This is a genomic window from Enterocloster alcoholdehydrogenati, from assembly GCF_013282095.1.
In the GTDB taxonomy this organism is placed as follows: Bacteria; Bacillota; Clostridia; order Lachnospirales; family Lachnospiraceae; genus Enterocloster; species Enterocloster alcoholdehydrogenati.
In genome coordinates this window covers 116985-134507 of the sequence record NZ_BLTJ01000009.1, presented here as the reverse complement: position 1 = coordinate 134507, position 17523 = coordinate 116985, and the positions used below count along the sequence as shown (strand labels likewise).

17 protein-coding genes are annotated in these 17523 nt (G+C 48.4%); all 17 read left to right on the top strand.

Annotation, left to right across the window (positions count from 1 at the left end; genetic code table 11):
- The first annotated feature begins 50 nt into the window (after positions 1 to 50).
- The 17 genes from HW447_RS11825 (at position 51) to HW447_RS11745 (ending at position 17520) form a co-directional block, all read left to right on the top strand.
- Positions 51 to 1988, top strand: a complete 1938-nt coding sequence (locus tag HW447_RS11825) for a fructose-1,6-bisphosphatase (RefSeq protein WP_176255468.1) — start codon at positions 51 to 53, stop codon at positions 1986 to 1988.
- Positions 1989 to 2516, top strand: a complete 528-nt coding sequence (locus tag HW447_RS11820) for a DUF1700 domain-containing protein (protein WP_176255467.1) — start codon at positions 1989 to 1991, stop codon at positions 2514 to 2516.
- An 89-nt stretch (positions 2517 to 2605) separates the two neighbouring features.
- Entirely contained in the window at positions 2606 to 4111 is a 1506-nt protein-coding gene (locus HW447_RS11815) for a sensor histidine kinase (protein ID WP_176255466.1), read from the top strand.
- The gene (locus tag HW447_RS11810; protein ID WP_176255465.1) at positions 4096 to 4851 is read left to right on the top strand and encodes a response regulator transcription factor; all 756 of its coding nucleotides are present in this window, start codon (positions 4096 to 4098) and stop codon (positions 4849 to 4851) included. Before HW447_RS11815 ends, HW447_RS11810 begins: the two co-directional genes overlap by 16 nt.
- A 206-nt stretch (positions 4852 to 5057) precedes the next feature.
- Positions 5058 to 6608, top strand: a complete 1551-nt coding sequence (locus tag HW447_RS11805; RefSeq protein WP_176255464.1) for a sugar ABC transporter ATP-binding protein — start codon at positions 5058 to 5060, stop codon at positions 6606 to 6608.
- Between the two features lie 18 nt (positions 6609 to 6626).
- Positions 6627 to 7679: an ABC transporter permease gene (locus tag HW447_RS11800; RefSeq protein ID WP_176255463.1), complete on the top strand. Its 1053-nt coding sequence runs from the start codon at positions 6627 to 6629 to the stop codon at positions 7677 to 7679.
- Positions 7680 to 7703: 24 nt separating this feature from the next.
- Positions 7704 to 8753, top strand: a complete 1050-nt coding sequence (locus tag HW447_RS11795) for an ABC transporter substrate-binding protein (RefSeq protein ID WP_176255462.1) — start codon at positions 7704 to 7706, stop codon at positions 8751 to 8753.
- Between the two features lie 49 nt (positions 8754 to 8802).
- Positions 8803 to 9828 (top strand): TRAP transporter substrate-binding protein, encoded by a 1026-nt coding sequence (locus tag HW447_RS11790; protein WP_176255461.1) that lies wholly within the window; start codon positions 8803 to 8805, stop codon positions 9826 to 9828.
- A gap of 162 nt (positions 9829 to 9990) precedes the next feature.
- A complete protein-coding gene (locus tag HW447_RS11785; protein ID WP_243176285.1) occupies positions 9991 to 10710 on the top strand; it encodes a C40 family peptidase in 720 nt (239 codons plus the stop codon).
- A gap of 258 nt (positions 10711 to 10968) precedes the next feature.
- On the top strand, positions 10969 to 11691 hold the full coding sequence (locus HW447_RS11780) for a C40 family peptidase (RefSeq protein WP_176255460.1): 723 nt from the start codon (positions 10969 to 10971) through the stop codon (positions 11689 to 11691).
- 405 nt (positions 11692 to 12096) lie between these two features.
- Entirely contained in the window at positions 12097 to 12315 is a 219-nt protein-coding gene (locus HW447_RS11775) for a hypothetical protein (RefSeq protein ID WP_176255459.1), read from the top strand.
- A gap of 308 nt (positions 12316 to 12623) precedes the next feature.
- Complete coding sequence (locus tag HW447_RS11770) at positions 12624 to 12956, top strand: rhodanese-like domain-containing protein (RefSeq protein ID WP_176255458.1); 333 nt, start codon at positions 12624 to 12626, stop codon at positions 12954 to 12956.
- Positions 12957 to 13058: 102 nt separating this feature from the next.
- Positions 13059 to 13613, top strand: coding sequence for a phosphodiesterase (yfcE, locus tag HW447_RS11765; RefSeq protein WP_176255457.1), 555 nt, complete (start codon positions 13059 to 13061; stop codon positions 13611 to 13613).
- 19 nt (positions 13614 to 13632) lie between these two features.
- Positions 13633 to 14808 (top strand): THUMP domain-containing class I SAM-dependent RNA methyltransferase, encoded by a 1176-nt coding sequence (locus HW447_RS11760; RefSeq protein WP_176255456.1) that lies wholly within the window; start codon positions 13633 to 13635, stop codon positions 14806 to 14808.
- Positions 14792 to 16297, top strand: coding sequence for a lectin like domain-containing protein (locus HW447_RS11755; protein ID WP_243176284.1), 1506 nt, complete (start codon positions 14792 to 14794; stop codon positions 16295 to 16297). Before HW447_RS11760 ends, HW447_RS11755 begins: the two co-directional genes overlap by 17 nt.
- Positions 16298 to 16362: 65 nt before the next feature.
- A complete protein-coding gene (rdgB, locus tag HW447_RS11750) occupies positions 16363 to 16962 on the top strand; it encodes an RdgB/HAM1 family non-canonical purine NTP pyrophosphatase (protein WP_176255455.1) in 600 nt (199 codons plus the stop codon).
- Positions 16963 to 17019: 57 nt separating this feature from the next.
- Positions 17020 to 17520 (top strand): YfcE family phosphodiesterase, encoded by a 501-nt coding sequence (locus HW447_RS11745; RefSeq protein ID WP_176255454.1) that lies wholly within the window; start codon positions 17020 to 17022, stop codon positions 17518 to 17520.
- Positions 17521 to 17523 lie beyond the last annotated feature (3 nt).

The window sequence follows — 17523 nt, the reverse complement described above, 5'->3', positions numbered from 1 at the left end:
ATGGTACTATAAACCTAGCCAAAATGCAATAAAAGACGGGGGAATATATTATGAGAGATGTGGCATATCTTAAACTGCTTGCGAGAGAATTTCCATCGGTGAAAGAGGCCACGGGAGAAATCGTAAATCTGATGGCGATCTGCAGCCTTCCCAAGGGAACGGAATATTTCTTCAGCGATCTTCATGGTGAGTATGAGGCATTTATCCATTTGCTGCGGTCCTCTTCCGGTATCATACGGGAGAAGATAAAGGAAACCTTCGGATATGTGATACCGGAGGAAGAGCAGCTGCAGCTGGCAAATCTGATCTACTATCCGGAGCGCCATCTTCCCAGGATGATGAATCAGGGCCGCTGTACGGAGGACTGGCAGCGCATTACCATTTACCGGCTGGTGCAGATCTGCCGGGAGGTATCATCCAAATATACCCGGTCCAAGGTCCGCAAAAAGATGCCGAAGGAGTATGCCTACGCCATTGATGAGCTGCTCCATGTGGACGGAAACGACGAGAATAAAAAGCTCTATTACAATGAAATTATCCATTCCATCATCGACAACAGCATTGCGGACAAGTTTATCGCAGCCTTGTGCCGCCTGATCCAGAACCTGACCATTGACAATCTCCACATTATCGGGGACATTTTCGATAGGGGGCCAAGAGCTGATATCATCATGCAGGAGCTGATGAGCTTTCACGATGTGGACATCCAGTGGGGCAATCATGATATTTCATGGATGGGAGCGGCTGCCGGCAATCTGGCCTGTATCTGCAACGTTCTGCGGATTGCCATCAGCTACAACAGCTTTGATGTGCTGGAGGACGGCTATGGCATAAACCTGCGCCCGCTGTCCATGTTTGCGGCCAGAGTGTACCAGGATGACCCCTGTGAACGTTTTATGCCTAAAATACTGGATGAAAATGTCTATGATGCTGTGGATCCCGGTCTGGCAGCCAGGATGCACAAGGCCATTGCGATCATACAGTTTAAGGTAGAAGGGGCCATGATCATGCGCCATCCCGAATACGGGATGGAGGAACGGCTGCTGCTTCCGGCTGTGAACTATGAAAAGGGAACCGTTTCCATTGGTGAAAAGACATATCCCATGCTGGATATGAATTTTCCTACCATTGATCCCAGAAATCCCCTGGAGCTGACCAGAGGAGAAAAGGAACTTCTCAGGGTGCTGTCCGCCTCCTTCCGGCACAGCGAGGTGCTTCAGCGTCATGTCCGTTTTCTGTATTCCCATGGGGAAATTTACAAGTGCTGCAATTCCAACCTGCTTTACCACGGCTGTATCCCTATGAAAAAGGACGGTTCCTTTGAGGCGCTGCTTTTTGGAGGAAGGGAATATAAGGGAAAGGAACTGATGGACTATTTAAACCGGCAGGTGCACAATGCCTATTTTATGCCGGATGGCCAGCAGCATAAGCAGGAGGCGGTGGATTTGATGTGGTATCTCTGGTGCGGTGCCAAATCACCTGTATTCGGCAAAGATAAAATGACTACATTTGAACATTATTTTATAGAAGATAAGACAGCACACAGGGAGACTATGAATCCCTACTATAAACTCAGTGAAAAGGAAGAGGTCTGCTGTCAGATCCTTAAGGAGTTTGGACTTCCGGTAGACGGTTCCCATATTATTAACGGCCACGTTCCGGTAAAGCTAAAGGATGGAGAAAAGCCGGTAAAGGCAGGCGGAAAGCTTTTTGTCATCGACGGCGGACTGTCAAAGGCATACCAGAGCACGACCGGTATTGCGGGCTATACGCTGATCTACAACTCACATCATCTGGCTTTGGCGGAACATATGCCGTTTGACCCGAAGAAGGACAGTACGCCCAGAGTTTCTGTGGTGGAGAAGATGCCGCGCCGAATCATGGTGGCGGATACGGACAAGGGCCGTGAGCTGATGGAGCAAATTTCAGATCTAAAGGAGCTGGTGGCTGCTTACCGGGAAGGCTTAATAAAAGAAAGGGCACAATAAATGACCAAAAATGAATTTTTACAGGGCTTAAATGCTGAGCTGGAAGGCCGTGTGCCTCACTCGGTTATCCAGGAAAATATACGATACTATGATGAATATATTACGCAGGAAACTGCAAAGGGGGACGCAGAGGAGGCGGTGATCGAAACACTGGGAGGCCCCAAGATCATAGCGAGAACCATTGTGGATGCGGCCTATGACACAGAGGACAGACCGGATGGTTACGACGGATACGGTTCCGCAGAGGAGAACAGCAAAAAGGCAAACGGCTCTTCTGGCAGTGCATTTACAGGAGGATCACGGACAGAGAGGAATGATACCTTTGAGGATCGCCGTCATATCCATTATCTGGACTTTAACAAATGGTATGTGCGCCTGGGTGCGGGCCTTGTGGTTTTCTTTGTGATCTTTCTGCTCATGAGCATTTTCTTTGGGATCGTGGGCCTGGCAGGCTTTGTGCTTGCTCATATCTGGCCGGTCTTGGTGATTCTCATGATTATATGGATGTTTAGGGGGCCAAGGAGGTAGATGAGGCAGGAAACAATACGCCTGATGTTCTATCATCCATCAGTTGTGACAGTTTCTTTGTGAGAAATGGGGTTTAGGGGGAGAACCGTATGCATGAGAGAGCAGCACAGTGGAAAAGGGCAGGACGAAATGTTTCATTGCGGGAAAAATTTAACGCAATGGCCGGCGGCATTATTATTTCCATGTTCCTTTTAGGAGGATTCAGTATTCTTCTTGTGATCCGCAGCACCACCAGTATGAGTGATATTCTGGCGGATAACCAGGACGTTTATCATCTGCAGCAGATGTTCTTTGAAGAAAAAAAGGCGTTTCGGACATTTATGCGCAGCAGGGATGATGAAACGCAGAAACTGTATGCACAGGCAGCGCAGGAGGTTGAAAGGTGTATTGAAGCTCTTCCGTTTCGCTATGAGGAGATGGGAGAGCGGCGTTATGAGATCACCTGGACGATCCTTAACAGCTATGGCAATTACTGCCGGCAGCGGGACCGCGTATTGGATATGGCTGCAGAGGGGGATGATTACATAAAAGCTCTGTATCAGGTGTATTCAATGCAGGAATATCTGGAACAGTACTGCGGCGAACTGACAGCCCGCGTACTGCAGAATGGGGCAGCTGTTTATACACAGGAGATCAGAAGCTTTCTTCGCACGCCTTACTGGCTTGCTCTTGTAATATTTCTTGAAATCGTTCTTTTGCTGTGTCAGCTGTCTTTTTTGGAAAAAATATTTGGATGTCTGGGGCAAATGGCGTCAGCTTCTCAGAGTATCCAGAAAAATATATTTACAGAGCCTGATCTGAGATGGGACAGTAATGATGAGATGGGGGAACTTGTCTGTGCCTTTAACAGGATGAAACACGCGGTGGGAGAGAATCTGGCCATGCAGAAACAGCTGCATCAGGAGGCCATAGAGCGGATGGATCTGGAAAAACGGTTCGCGGCAGCCCAGTTTCAGGTTCTTAAAAATCAATTAAATCCTCATTTTCTTTTTAATGCCCTGAATACGGTTGCGCGGATGGCCAAGATAGAGGATGCTCCGGTCAGTGAACAAATGACGGTGGCAGTCAGTAATCTGCTTCGCTATAATCTGCGGACCAACGATCCGCTTGTGCCTCTGAGCCAGGAACTGAAAGTGGTTCGGGATTATCTGTATATTCAAAAGATGCGGTTTGGCGAACGGATTGCATATGAGCTGGACTGTCCCATCGATGTTTCTGTCTCTGTTCCTGTATTTCTTCTTCAGCCGCTGGTGGAGAATGCAATCAAACATGGCTTATCCATGGAAGAAAACGGGGGAGCAATCTGGATCTGTGCCAGAAGGGGAAAGGAGCATCTGAAAATTGCAGTGGGGGACAGCGGATGCGGGATGAGTGCAGAGCAGCTCTTTAAGGTACGGAACGCCATAGCCAAAGGCGACAGAAGCGGCGGGATCGGACTATGCAGTCTGGGGCGCAGGATTAAGGGGTATTATGAATACAGCTCTGTCAGGGCGTACAGCAGGGCTGGACGGGGAACTGTAATCATAGTCAGATTGGGAATGCAGAAACAGGAGCTGCAAAAACAGGAGGGGGAACGGGGATGTATCATATCTTGATTGCAGAAGATGAATATATAGAGCGGACAGTTCTTATTAAGAATCTGAGAGACGCGCTGGGGGAAGGCTATGAGGTTCACGGAGCAGAAAACGGACGCCGGGCGGTGGAGTTATTTCGCCAGTATCCTATTGGAGTAGCAATATTGGATATTGAGATGCCGGTCATGAATGGAATAGACGTGGCACAAATCATCAGCAGAGAGGCGCCGCACTGCGGAATTCTATTTTTAACAGCGTATGACAGCTTTGAATACGCAAAACAGGCCATTCATGTGCGCGCTCTTGATTATTTACTGAAACCGTACAGTGACAATGAACTTCTGGCATCAGTGGAGAACGCCATCCACCGTCCCGTTTATTACCGTTCGGCTCAGACGGATAAAGCGGGTGATGAAGAGAAATGTATGGATAAAATCAGCGTGATCACCCGGCAGATGGAAGATTATGTGCGGACGCATTATCAGCAGGAGGTTTCGATGCAGGATGCAGCCTGTGCGTTAAACTATTCTGAGCAGTATTTCTGCAAATTGTTCAAGCAGCAGTTTGGACAGAATTTTACCTCCTATCTCACTGCCTACCGCATGGAACGGGCCAGGGAGCTTCTGGCGCAGCCAATGGTAAATATTAAGGATGTGGGACTCAGGGTGGGCTACTCGGATGCAAATTACTTTGCGAAGGTATTCCGGCGTTTTACAGGAAAAAGTCCGTCAGAATATCGAATGAATCTTCCTGAAACATAAATATACTGTCAAAAATGCCTCTTCCACAGCAGCGGAACAGGCATTTTTAATATTAACTGCACAATAAAGCGAAGATTATACCTGCTTTCCTAAAAAATTACGATACCGTCTTTTATTCCCAGATTCTATAATAGACTTGTGAAAAACAAAGATGTTAAGGCATTTTCGGACTGTTCACAAAAAAGAATATGGGAGGAGGACTGAGTATGGCGGAAGAATTGTTCCGCATGGAGGGAATCAGTAAAAGCTTTCCGGGTGTAAAGGCGCTGGATCATGTGCATCTTGACGTAAATAAGGGAGAAGTTCTTGGGCTTGTAGGAGAAAACGGTGCAGGCAAATCCACTCTGATGAAGATACTGTCAGGCGTTTACCATGCTGATGAGGGTGAGATATTCATAGAAGGTCAGAGGGTAAAGATTGACTCGGTTGCAAAAGCGCATGAACTTGGAATATCAATTATTATGCAGGAATTGAATATGTGCGGCCATCTGAGCGTTGCAGACAATATTTTTATAGGGCGCGCCCATAAAAAGGGAATCTTCATCGATGACGCGAAGATGCATCAGGAGGCACAGAAAATTCTTGATGATCTGGGAATTGATCTTGATACGCACACAAGAGTGGGGGATTTAAGTGTTGCAAAGCAGCAGATGGTTGAAATTGCAAAAGCCATCAGCTTTCATTCTAAAATTCTGGTTTTGGACGAACCAACCGCTACTTTAACCGAGCGTGAGATTGATCAGCTTTTTGAAATTATCAGGCGTCTCCAGGATAAAGGCGTCGGGATGGTTTATATTTCACACCGCATGGCAGAATTGGAACGTATCTGTGAGCGTGCGTCTATTATCCGTGACGGCCAGTATATCGGTACCGTAAGTCTTAAGGAGGTAACGATGGATGAACTGGTAAATATGATCGTAGGCCGTCCTTTGGATGATAAATATCCAAAGCATATCCGCACTATTGGGGACATTGCCCTTGAAGGATACAATATCCATAGAGGGTCAAAGGTAAACGTAGATGGGTTCTATGTAAGAAAGGGAGAGATTCTCGGTATATCCGGCCTGGTAGGAGCGGGACGGACGGAACTGATGCGGTGTGTGTTTGGAGCGGACCGTCCGGACAGTATGGAACTTTACATGGATGGAAAGCCTGTTCAGGTTAATTCCGTGATCCAGGCCATTAACCACGGGATTGGCTATGCGACAGAGGACAGAAAAAGAGATGGTCTGGCGTTGGGACTGGATATTCAGTATAACACGAATATGGCGCATCTGCAGCAGCTGTCTCGCTGGGGATTCCTGAATGATAAAAAAGGGGCGGAAAATGCACAGAAATATGTAGACCTGCTGCGGACGAAGACGCCCAGTATTCATCAGCTCTGCGGAAATCTTTCTGGGGGAAATCAGCAGAAAGTGGTTCTGGCAAAATGGCTCTGCAACGATATTAAGGTTCTGATCGTAGATGAGCCTACCAGAGGCATTGATGTCGGAGCAAAGTATGAGGTATACGAGCTGTTTAACCGATTGAGTGATCAGGGGGTTGCGATCATTATGATATCTTCTGAATTGCCGGAAATCCTGGGTATGAGCGACCGCATTCTGGTTATCCACGAAGGATCGGTCAATGGCGAACTTGAAGCAAAGAAAGCTACTCAGGAACAGATCCTGTATTTGGCAGCCGGTTACAATAAACTTGAGGGAAAACCTGCTCCGTCACTGCCGAAGCCTCAGGGGCTAAAGAAGAAGATATCATAAAAACGGAGGGATATATAAATGGCAACCAATCAAAAAAATGGAGGGAAGAGCGGTTCATTCAGCAATCTGAATGCGGCGACCAGACGTGCGCTCTTTTCTATGGGGATCCTGGTCTTACTGTTTGCGGCGTTTTCCGTCATATCACCGGCAAAGTTTCTTGCCCCGACGAATCTCCAGAATCTCCTGCAGCAGATTGTGACCTATACGATTATCGGCTGCGGACTGACATTCTGTCTGGTTTGCGGAGGAAACGATCTGAGTGCGGGCGCTTCGATGGCATTGTCAGGGATCATCATGGTAAACCTGCTGATCATGGGACTGCCGCTTTGGCTTTGTGTTATATTGTGCCTTACCATGGGTGTTTTGACAGGTATCATGAACGGATTTTTTATTGAGATCCTGGGTGTGGTTCCCTTTGTAGCAACTTTGGCTACTCAGTGGGTATACCGTGGAATGGCAAATGTTCTTGTAAACGGTGCGCCGGTGTATACCACCAATATTCCGTCCGAAGCTGTTCAGAAACAGTTTTATATTTTGGGAGGCGGACGGATCGGCGGGGATGGATTGCCCTACAGCGTTATCATTACTCTGATCTATGCTGCAATTCTGGGAGTAGTATTGGCAAAAACCAGAATCGGACGTCAGATTTATGCCTGCGGATCGAATCTTGAGGCAGCAAAGCTTTCCGGTATTAATGCGGTAAAAACGCGTATGTTTGCGTACTGCATTTCTGGTTTGTCGGCAGCGATCTGCGGTATTCTCGTTGCTTCCAGACTTTCCAGTGCACAGCCGACAGCCGGAAACGGCTACGAGATGGAGGCTATAGCAGCATCTGTTTTAGGAGGTATTTCGATTCTGGGCGGTGAAGGAACGATTCTTAATACGATCATCGGCGCTCTGATGATGGGCGTGATCCGCAACGGTTTAAATCTTAATGGAGTCAATTCTTTCTGGCAGCAGGTAGTAGTTGGATTTATCCTTTTGATTGCGGTTGCGTCTCAGACTGCAAATAAAGGCGGTAATCTGGATGGCATAAAGCGTGTTCTGGGTTTGAATAAGAAAAAAAACTAAGTATAAGAAAAGGGGAATAATGCGATGAAATTAAAGAAAATATTAGCACTGGGTCTTGCAGGGATCATGGGTATGTCACTTCTCACAGGATGCACAAGCGCCAGCACCTCCGTTACAACCGCAAAGGATTCTGCGGCCGAAGGTTCGTCTGCTGAGAATGCAGGTGAAAAGACGATTTATGTTATTGTCAAGGTACTTGGCAACCAGTACTGGAGCGTACTTCAGGCTGGCGCTGAACAGGCTGGAAAAGACCTTGGCTGCAATGTTGTTGTAGTTGGAACTGCACTGGAGTCTGACATTGAAGGCCAGCTGACTTTATTGCAGAATGCGGTTTCCGCACAGGCGGATGGTATTGTAATTGCTCCGCTGGACAGTGTTTCCCTTGATGCTCCGATCACGGAAGCGTACAATTCCGGCACTCCCGTAGTTCTGGTTGATACCTTGATCAAGAGCGACAATTACAGTGCCGCACTGATGACAAATAATGTATCTGCAGGCGCATCCGCAGCGGAAGAAATGCTCAATCGTCTGCGTGCAAGCGGGCTTGGAGAAAACGAGACGGCTCAGATTGCGATCCAGATCGGTTCCACCGGATCCCAGACGATTACGGACCGTGTAAATGGCTTTAAGGAATACTGGGCAAAAAATGCTCCAGAGGCATGGACTATCCTGTCTGATGATATTAAGGTAAATGACGGCGATATCAGCAAGGCAGTAGGTTTCTGCCAGGATTTTCTGACTACTTATCCTGATATCAAGGGTATGTTTGGCCCGAATAATGGTTCCACGGTCGGTTTTGTAACCGGTTTGACGGAAGCAAAGCGTTCCGATATAACCATGGTCGGATTCGACTTCTCTTCTGAGATCGAGACGATGATCCGCTCTGGTGAATACGATGTGGCATCTGTGGTACAGCGTCAGTATTACATGGGATACGATGGCGTTAAGACAGCTCTGGAACTTGCAAACGGAGGCTCGGTTTCAGAAAAGACCGTAGATACAGGCGTTATTGTGGTAGATGGTGAAAATGTAGATGAACCTGAAGTACAGGAAATCATCAATCCAGGAAAATAAGATGATTTTCAGAGGTACGCCTGTGATAACAAAGTGACAGGAGAAGTCCATGAGCGAATCGCGCATAAAGAGCCGCAGGCTTCTGGCAACGGCGATCATAATAACAGCAGGGATATTGATCTGGTCATTATATAACCGGCAGAGCGGTCTTTCCGCCCGGCCGGTTCCTGAATATGTGTTTACATATGCTGAAAACCAGTCATCCGGGTATCCTACCGCAATGGGAGCGCAGTATTTTGCGGATCTTGTCTACGAACAGACGGACGGGAGGATCAAGATCAACGTTTACACGGATGCTGAACTGGGAAACGAACCTGCAGTTTGGGAACAGCTCCGATACGGCGGAATTGATTTTGCCCGTGTATCTGTTATGGCAGTGGCAGATGAGGTGAATATTTTGAATATATTGCAGCTGCCGTATCTGTACAGCAGCCAGGAACATATGTGGAAGGTTCTTGACGGGGAAATCGGCAGCGAGTTTCTGGCAGCTTTGGATGGAAATGGAGTTGTGGGACTGTCATGGTATGATGCAGGCGCCCGCCATTTCTATAACAGAGTACGTCCTATAAGCCGGCTGGAGGATCTGAAAGGTCTGAGGATCCGCGTGGCAGAAAGCAGATTCATGGCGGATACGATCCGCTCGCTTGGCGCTATTCCAGTTACAGTGACGTATGAGGGGGTGTATTCTGCATTTGAGACGGGAGTGATTGACGGGGCTGAGAATAACTGGCCTTCATATGAATCAAAACGTCACTGGGAGGTTTCGCCTTATATCACATTGGACGCCCATAATAAGATTCCTGAAGTACAGCTTTGCTCCCAGAGTACCTGGGACTGCCTGGATCAGAAGGATCAGGAAATTATTCGTCGCTGTGCGCAGGAAAGCGCTGTCTATGAAAGGCTGCTGTGGAACAGGGCTGAAACGGCGGCCCGCAAACGTCTTACAGGCAAGTGCACGATTACAGAACTCAGCAATGCAGAGCTGGCGCGTTTCCGCGAAGCCGTTCAGCCTGTTTATAACACTTATGCCAGCGACTATACAGAGCTTGTGACACGTATCCGCCAATGTGAATAACAGCCTCCTGAAATTCCATGGGATGCCCTTGATCTTTTGGCAATGATTGATTTTCCGTTGACAAAACCTGCTAAAACGAATATACTTTATTACAGTGTTTGTAACAATTCTGTAATAATCACAGTTGGATCAGAAAATTCTAATGTCAGGAGATCTTTGATTTTGAATCTGGGTATTTTTCGCGGATGCACGGCAAAGGCCGCGGCAGTGTTTTTTATTTTCACCGGTCTGATCATCACTCATCCTCAGGACAGTATGGCGGCGGCCAGAACCGAGGTGCAGACCCGTTCCTCGTATATGGTTACCATTGAGGCGCCGTCGGTGGATGTGTATACATATAAAAGCAAAAGTTCAGGAAAGCTGGGACAGGTGCGCCGGGGCCAGACCTATGAGGTACTGGCAAAGGGGCAGGATGGCTGGGTACGGATCCGTATGGGAAACAGGGAAGGCTACATCATTACGCCGGGGAATGCAACCCTGGTGGAGAAGAACCGCCGAACCGTGGACAGCGGTGCAAGGGAACGGCGTCAGGTGGTGGAGTTTGCTCTTCAGTTTCTGGGGGGAGCCTATGTCTATGGCGGCGCTGACCCGAACACAGGGGTGGACTGCTCTGGTTTTACCCGCTATATTATGAAACACGCAGCTTCGATTGATATTCCCCATTCCGCAAAGGGACAGGCTGCCTGCGGCGCTGAGGTTTCCGTAGAGGATATGCAGCCGGGAGATCTGATTTTCTACAGCAGTGAGAATGAGGGGATCGATCATGTGGCCATGTATATCGGCGGCAGCCAGGTTGTCCATGCCTCTACAGAGGAGACCGGAATTAAGCTGTCACCATATAATTACAGGGAGCCTGCGAAGGTAGTAAGCGTACTCCGGTAATCAGGCATAAATTACCATGTAAACATTAGGGAAATTAAATAAACTGCTCAGGGGACCGCCCTTTGGACTGTATATATAGTCCTGAGGGCGGTTTTATTTGTGAACAAACTGTGAAATCTGTCAAATAAATAAAAAAATATTAAATAAAAATAAAAAGGTTGACGAAAACTGCATCTGTGATATAATAAATCTGTAATTTACGTAACAATTATGTAATAATTAGCTTGTGATTTGTAATAAATGAGGATGACAAAGAAGATGCATTATTTATTGAAGAAACTGATCGGAACAGGAATGGTATGCGGTATGCTGGTATTTGCAGCGCCTCTCACATCCATGGCAGCCATCGGGCCTGGCTTTGCAGCAGGGACCTATGTGGCAACCGTTACAGCAGAGAGTGTGAATATCAACAAGAGCCGGGACAGCGAAGAAGTGCTGCTCACGGCTAAGGCCGGCAGTACATACGAGGTCCTGGAGGATTGCGGAGACGGCTGGATGAAGGTTCGGGTCAACGATACAGAAGGTTATCTTCCGGTTTCTGAAAATGCGGTGGTTGAAGAGGCTGAGGAGGGCGAGATCGCCAAACTTCAGAAGGAAGCTCTGGAATCCTCCAATACATATAAAAGACAGCAGCTTGTAAATTATGCCTTACAGTTTGTAGGCGGACCGTATAAATACGGCGGAAGCGATCCGCGCACCGGCGTGGACTGCTCCGGCTTCACCCGATATGTGTACCAGAATGGAGCAGGTATTTCTCTGAACCGCTCATCCACCGGCCAGTCCTTTCAGGGAAAGCAGGTGAGCGCAGACCAGATGCAGCCGGGAGATCTTCTTTTCTATGGAAGCAAAAGCAACATTAACCATGTAGCCATGTATATTGGAGATGGTAAGATTGTTCATGCTTCTACGGAGCGTACGGGAATTACTATTTCCAACTGGAATTACAGAAATCCGGTGAAGATCATGAGCATCATGGGATAAGGGATCTGCCCGTTCGGCAGACCCTGCAGATGAAAGACGGGGGCAACCCAGGCGCAGGAGGGATCCTGCGTCTAAGGATAAGGATGCCATTTGCAGGCAGAGACAGGCGCTCTGTTTTCGGATGGTAAAAAAAGGATATAGAGAGAAGGGCCAGGATAGGGGAGCTATCCTGGCCTTTCTCGAAGGGGAGTATAAATAATTAATAAGGATGAGGCTGCAGTTTAAGGGAAACTGCAATACCTCACTTTCATTTATAATACAAAACCTTCAAAAAAGCAACCCGTTTCCGGAAATTGTATAAAAGAGAGATTTTTCGTCATAATAGAAGGTGTATCAGACAACGTTCCGGGGCGGCGGGATGGATTCTTAATGCCTGCGGAGCATCATATCAGGAGGTAATTTGATATGCCAAGCAGAAACGACAATATGAACAGCTACAGCAACAGCCAGAACAGCAGCAGAAACAACAGCCAGAACAAGATGTCCAACGATTCTTCAAATAATGCGTCCAATTACGGATCCAATGGCAGAGCAAAGAACAGCTCTAAAAATAACATGAAGAATTCCTCTAATAGCTACGAGGACAGCCAGAGAAGCAGCGCAAAGAACGATTCAAATGACTAAAGCCTGAGAAAATGAGCCCAAATTCCCAGTGCACGTTTTGTATGCTGCCTGGGAAATGGTGAGCTGAATATTCAGGTATGCCTGTCCGGCCCGCTGCGCGGGAAAAACAACAGGCTGCACAGGAATGGCATCTGTGGGAAGGAAAAGCCCGCAGGTGCCATTTTTGCTGTTGTGAATGGAAAACAGTCCTCCATAGGAGAATAAGTCCGCAAAAAAGCCTGCCGGGGTCACCTGTCCATCAAAAATGCATATAGTATAGTAGGACACGCCGCAGACCATTCAGGGAAAGAGAAAGGCGGGGTGGAGCAATGAAAGAATTTCCCATGATCTCATACCGGGAGTTTGACCGGTGGCTGGAGGACGGACGAATCCGATTCCTGGTGGACGTAAGAGAACCCTGGATGTATGAAAATGACCGCATCCTGGGAAGCGTCAATATACCATATGAGGAAATAGAGCAGAATATAGACCGGATTCCCAGAGAAGGAATGACTGTGTTTTACTGTGACCGGGGGGCAAAGAGCCTGGCAGTGTGCAGAGATCTCTGGAGAATGGGATATGAGGTGGCGGATCTGGCGGGAGGAATGTTGAATTACCGGGGGAAATACGTTGACAGAAGGCGGCTGTGGGATTTACAATAAATGATAACCATTCCGGACGGCTGGGAATACAGCCCGCAGAACGCCGGTCAGGAAAACCGCCGTCCATGCCTTTTAAATGTTTTAAGAAAGGAATTATTTCATATGAAAATGTTATTTGCATCCGACATCCACGGCTCTGCCTTCTTTTGCAGACAGCTGTTAGATATTTATAGAAAATCCGGCGCTGCCCGTCTGGTGCTGCTGGGGGACATCCTTTATCACGGCCCCCGCAATGACCTTCCAAGGGAGTACGCTCCCAGGGAAGTGATCTCCATGCTGAATCCCTTAAAAGACCAGATCTACGCAGTGCGGGGCAACTGTGATACGGAAGTGGACCAGATGGTTCTTCAGTTTCCCATCCTGGCAGATTACGCCCTTCTCTCGATCGAGGGAAAGACCCTTTACGCCACCCATGGTCACGTTTTCAATCAGGACAGCCTTCCGCCCATGCAGGACGGAGATATCCTGATACATGGCCATACCCACCTGTTAAAGGCAGAGAAAATGGAGACAGACTTTGGAACCGTTGCCATCTTAAATCCTGGTTCCGTGTCCATACCCAAGGGAGGAAACCCCAATACATATGCCATTTTGGAAAACGGTATATTCACGATTAAAACCCTGGACGGTGAGATTGTCAGAGAAATGAAACTGTAAGAATAGAGAGGAGCACCACTTGAAACAGACCTATGAACTGATCGCCCCCTGTCATTTCGGCCTGGAGGCGGTATTGAAAAAAGAGATCCTGGATCTGGGATATGAGATTACTTCCGTGGAGGACGGAAGAGTGACCTTTATTGGAGATGATGAGGCCATCTGCAGGGCAAATGTGTTTTTGCGGACGGCGGAGCGTATTTTGCTGAAGGCAGGAAGCTTTAAGGCAGAGACTTTTGAGGAACTGTTTCAGGGCACCCGCGGGATTGCCTGGGAGGAATTGATTCCTGAAGATGGAAAATTCTGGGTAGCCAAAGCCTCTTCTATCAAGAGCAGGCTGTTCAGTCCGTCAGATATACAGTCTATTATGAAAAAAGCCATGGTAGAGCGGATGAAAAGCCACTATAAGGTGACCTGGTTCCCTGAAAACGGAGCCAGCTTTCCATTGCGGGTATTCCTGTATAAGGATATCGTGATCATTGGAATCGATACCAGCGGGGATTCTCTTCACAAGAGGGGGTATAGAACCCTGACAAGCAAGGCGCCGATCACGGAGACACTGGCAGCAGCGCTGATTCTTTTAACGCCGTGGAACAGGGATAGGATTCTGGTAGATCCATTTTGCGGAAGCGGTACATTCCCCATTGAGGCGGCTATGATCGCGGCCAATATGGCTCCCGGCATGAACCGGTCATTTCTGGCAGAGGACTGGAAAAATATAATCAGGCGCAAGTGCTGGTATGAGGCTATGGATGAAGCCAATGATCTTTTGGATGACCATGTCCAGGCAGATATCCAGGGATATGACATTGACGGAGATATCGTAAAGGCCGCCAGGGCAAACGCCCAGTCCGCCGGTGTGGATCACATGATCCATTTCCAACAGCGCCCTGTAAGCGCATTGAGCCATCCGAAAAAGTACGGATTTATCATTTCTAATCCGCCATATGGGGAACGGATCGAGGAGAAAAAGAACCTTCCTGCTCTTTATAGGGAAATTGGAGAGCGATATGCAGCGCTGGATGCCTGGTCCATGTATCTGATCACTTCCTATGAAGATACGGAAAAATGTATTGGGCGGAAGGCGGATAAAAACCGGAAGATTTATAATGGTATGCTGAAAACCTATTTCTATCAGTTCATGGGCCCAAAGCCTCCAAGACGCAGTCAGGAGAATCGAATTGAGAAACAGGGATAGAAGCAGGAATAAATGGAGGAGGGCGTTTTTTGCGGTTGCTCTCATCCTTGGGGCTTCGGCCCTTTTTTTAGAGGGATGCGGCGGCAGGGCCGGTTATGGTTCCTCTTTCTTTTCGGCTGTTTCATCAGACGGAAACCGTGAGGACGCAGCGGAAGATAAGAGCCTGGAGCCGAGGACAGAGAGTGAGTCCCACAGCCGGTTAAATGCGGAGAAAAAATCCCATTTTCCCCGTATCTGGAACCGGGGGATACAGGAGGAAGTCTCCCTTCCCCGCTCCTATGACTACAGAAAAGTGGGCCGTGCGCCCCAGATCGGCAATCAGGGGTCTCTTGGCACCTGCTGGGCCTTTGCTTCCCTGACCGCATTAGAGTCCTCCCTCCTTCCAGAAGAGAGAGTTGCATTTTCCGTGGATCATATGTCCATGCACAATCACTTTTCTCTGGGACAGGATGAAGGAGGAGAGTATACCATGTCCATGGCCTATCTTCTGGGCTGGCAGGGGCCGGTGTGGGAGTCGGAGGATCCTTATGGAGACGGTATTTCCCCCAGTGGCTTAAAGCCGAGAGTTCATGTCCAGGAGATCCAGATTCTGCCGTCTAAGGATTATGAGGCGATCAAGAGAGCCGTGTACCTAAAGGGCGGTGTTCAGAGTTCCCTTTACACCTCCATGCAGGATTACGACAGCGAATCTGTATATTATAACCGGGACACAAACTCCTACTGCTATGTGGGGACCGCAGAACCCAACCATGATTCTGTCATCATCGGGTGGGATGATGACTACCCGAAGGAAAACTTCAATATGGATCTGGAGGGAGACGGAGCCTTTATCTGCACAAACAGCTGGGGAGAGGATTTTGGCGATCAGGGGTATTTTTATGTATCCTATTACGACTCCAACATAGGGGTTCACAACGTAGTGTATACAGGGGTTGAGCCAGCCGATAATTATGATGCAGTTTATCAGAGTGATCTCTGCGGCTGGATCGGACAGATCGGCTATGGGCAGGACACGGTCTGGTCCGCCAACGCCTATCGGGCGGAAGGGCAGGAAGAACTGGCTGCAGCGGGATTTTATGCCACCGGGCCGGATACGGAATATGAGGTATATCTGGCAAGAAATCTGCCGGAGGTGGAAAGCGGGATCTCAGGGGCGGGAAAAGAAAGCCAGAGGGGCCGAATGGATCAGGCTTTAAACAGCAGGAGGCTGCTTGCCAGAGGAAAGCTTATGTATTCCGGCTACTATACGGTTCCTTTTGATGAAAAAATACTATTGGATACAGGGGAAAAGTTTGCTATAATAGTAAAAATAAAAACACCGGGAACGGTACATCCCGCAGCTATCGAGTATGATGCGGGGGACGGGATTGCCGATGTGGATCTGACAGACGGGGAGGGATATTTAAGCCATGACGGCAGCCTCTGGGAGCACGTGGAGGAGACGCAGAAGTGTAATCTCTGTCTGAAGGCATATACCATCCGAGGCTGAGGAGGGCTTTTGCAGGCGTCCTTGTCTGTGGGGGATGAGAAACACAACATTAAAGGATAAAAGAGATGGAACAAACGATCATTTTTGCAACAGGTAATGAAGGCAAGATGCGGGAGATCCGCGCTATTTTACAGGATCTGGGGATACCGGTTCTGTCCATGAAGGAGGCCGGAGTTACGCTGGATATCACAGAGGATGGAACCACCTTCGGGGAAAATGCCCGTATCAAGGCAATGGCTGTATGGGAGCGCACCGGCGGCATTGTCCTGGCAGACGATTCCGGACTGGTGGTAGACTATATCGGAGGCGAGCCGGGAGTCTACTCCGCCCGATATATGGGAGAGAATACCTCCTATGAAATCAAAAACCGCAGTATTATTGAGCGTCTTGCGGGGGTCAGCGGAAAGGAGCGAAGCGCCCGTTTTGCCTGCAATATTACGGCTGTGCTGCCTGACGGCCGCGTTATTCAGACAGAGGAGTATATGGAAGGGCTGATTGCAGAGGAGCCGGCAGGAAAGGGAGGCTTTGGCTACGATCCTATTTTATATCTGCCTGAGTTTGGGAAGACATCCGCAGAGCTGACAATGGAGGAGAAGAATCGGATCAGCCACAGGGGAAAAGCGCTGGAGGCCATGAAAAAGGCGCTGAAGAAGGAGCTTGGCTGATATGGGAACAGGTATCCGTGCGGGGGGAAGTCATAATATGGAGGAAGGAAACAGGGTATGAAGATACTGATCGTCAGCGATACCCATAGAAAAGACGGAAATCTGCAGTGGGTCATGGAGCAGACAAAGCCGTTTGATATGCTGATCCATCTGGGAGATGCGGAGGGAAGCGAATATGAGATTGCCAGGTGGGCAGGACCTGGCTGCGAACTGGAAATGGTTCTGGGCAATAACGACTTTTTTTCCCATCTGGAACGGGAACGTGACCTTATGATCGGAACATACAGGGCGCTTCTGACCCATGGCCATTATTATAATGTTTCTCTGAGTACGGAGTACCTCAGGAGAGAGGCCAGAGAAAGAGGCTTTGATATCGCTATGTTCGGCCATACGCACCGGCCGTTTTTTGAGATCGACCGGCAGGAAGGTGAGAAGGAACTGATTCTTTTAAATCCTGGCAGCTTGTCTTATCCACGGCAGGAAGGAAGGCGGCCGTCTTATATGATTATGGAAATAGGAGAAGACGGAAAGGCCAGGTTTCATCAGCATTATCTGTAGGTA

Excerpts from the sequence above, each read along its gene's own strand:
- HW447_RS11770 (WP_176255458.1), top strand. The coding sequence starts at position 12,624 with ATGAAAGAATTTCCCATGATCTCATACCGGGAGTTTGACCGGTGGCTG.
- HW447_RS11810 (WP_176255465.1), top strand. The coding sequence starts at position 4,096 with ATGTATCATATCTTGATTGCAGAAGATGAATATATAGAGCGGACAGTT.
- HW447_RS11805 (WP_176255464.1), top strand. The coding sequence starts at position 5,058 with ATGGCGGAAGAATTGTTCCGCATGGAGGGAATCAGTAAAAGCTTTCCG.
- HW447_RS11820 (WP_176255467.1), top strand. The coding sequence starts at position 1,989 with ATGACCAAAAATGAATTTTTACAGGGCTTAAATGCTGAGCTGGAAGGC.
- HW447_RS11775 (WP_176255459.1), top strand. The coding sequence starts at position 12,097 with ATGCCAAGCAGAAACGACAATATGAACAGCTACAGCAACAGCCAGAAC.
- HW447_RS11825 (WP_176255468.1), top strand. The coding sequence starts at position 51 with ATGAGAGATGTGGCATATCTTAAACTGCTTGCGAGAGAATTTCCATCG.
- HW447_RS11745 (WP_176255454.1), top strand. The coding sequence starts at position 17,020 with ATGAAGATACTGATCGTCAGCGATACCCATAGAAAAGACGGAAATCTG.
- HW447_RS11800 (WP_176255463.1), top strand. The coding sequence starts at position 6,627 with ATGGCAACCAATCAAAAAAATGGAGGGAAGAGCGGTTCATTCAGCAAT.
- HW447_RS11815 (WP_176255466.1), top strand. The coding sequence starts at position 2,606 with ATGCATGAGAGAGCAGCACAGTGGAAAAGGGCAGGACGAAATGTTTCA.
- HW447_RS11780 (WP_176255460.1), top strand. The coding sequence starts at position 10,969 with ATGCATTATTTATTGAAGAAACTGATCGGAACAGGAATGGTATGCGGT.
- HW447_RS11795 (WP_176255462.1), top strand. The coding sequence starts at position 7,704 with ATGAAATTAAAGAAAATATTAGCACTGGGTCTTGCAGGGATCATGGGT.
- rdgB (WP_176255455.1), top strand. The coding sequence starts at position 16,363 with ATGGAACAAACGATCATTTTTGCAACAGGTAATGAAGGCAAGATGCGG.
- yfcE (WP_176255457.1), top strand. The coding sequence starts at position 13,059 with ATGAAAATGTTATTTGCATCCGACATCCACGGCTCTGCCTTCTTTTGC.
- HW447_RS11790 (WP_176255461.1), top strand. The coding sequence starts at position 8,803 with ATGAGCGAATCGCGCATAAAGAGCCGCAGGCTTCTGGCAACGGCGATC.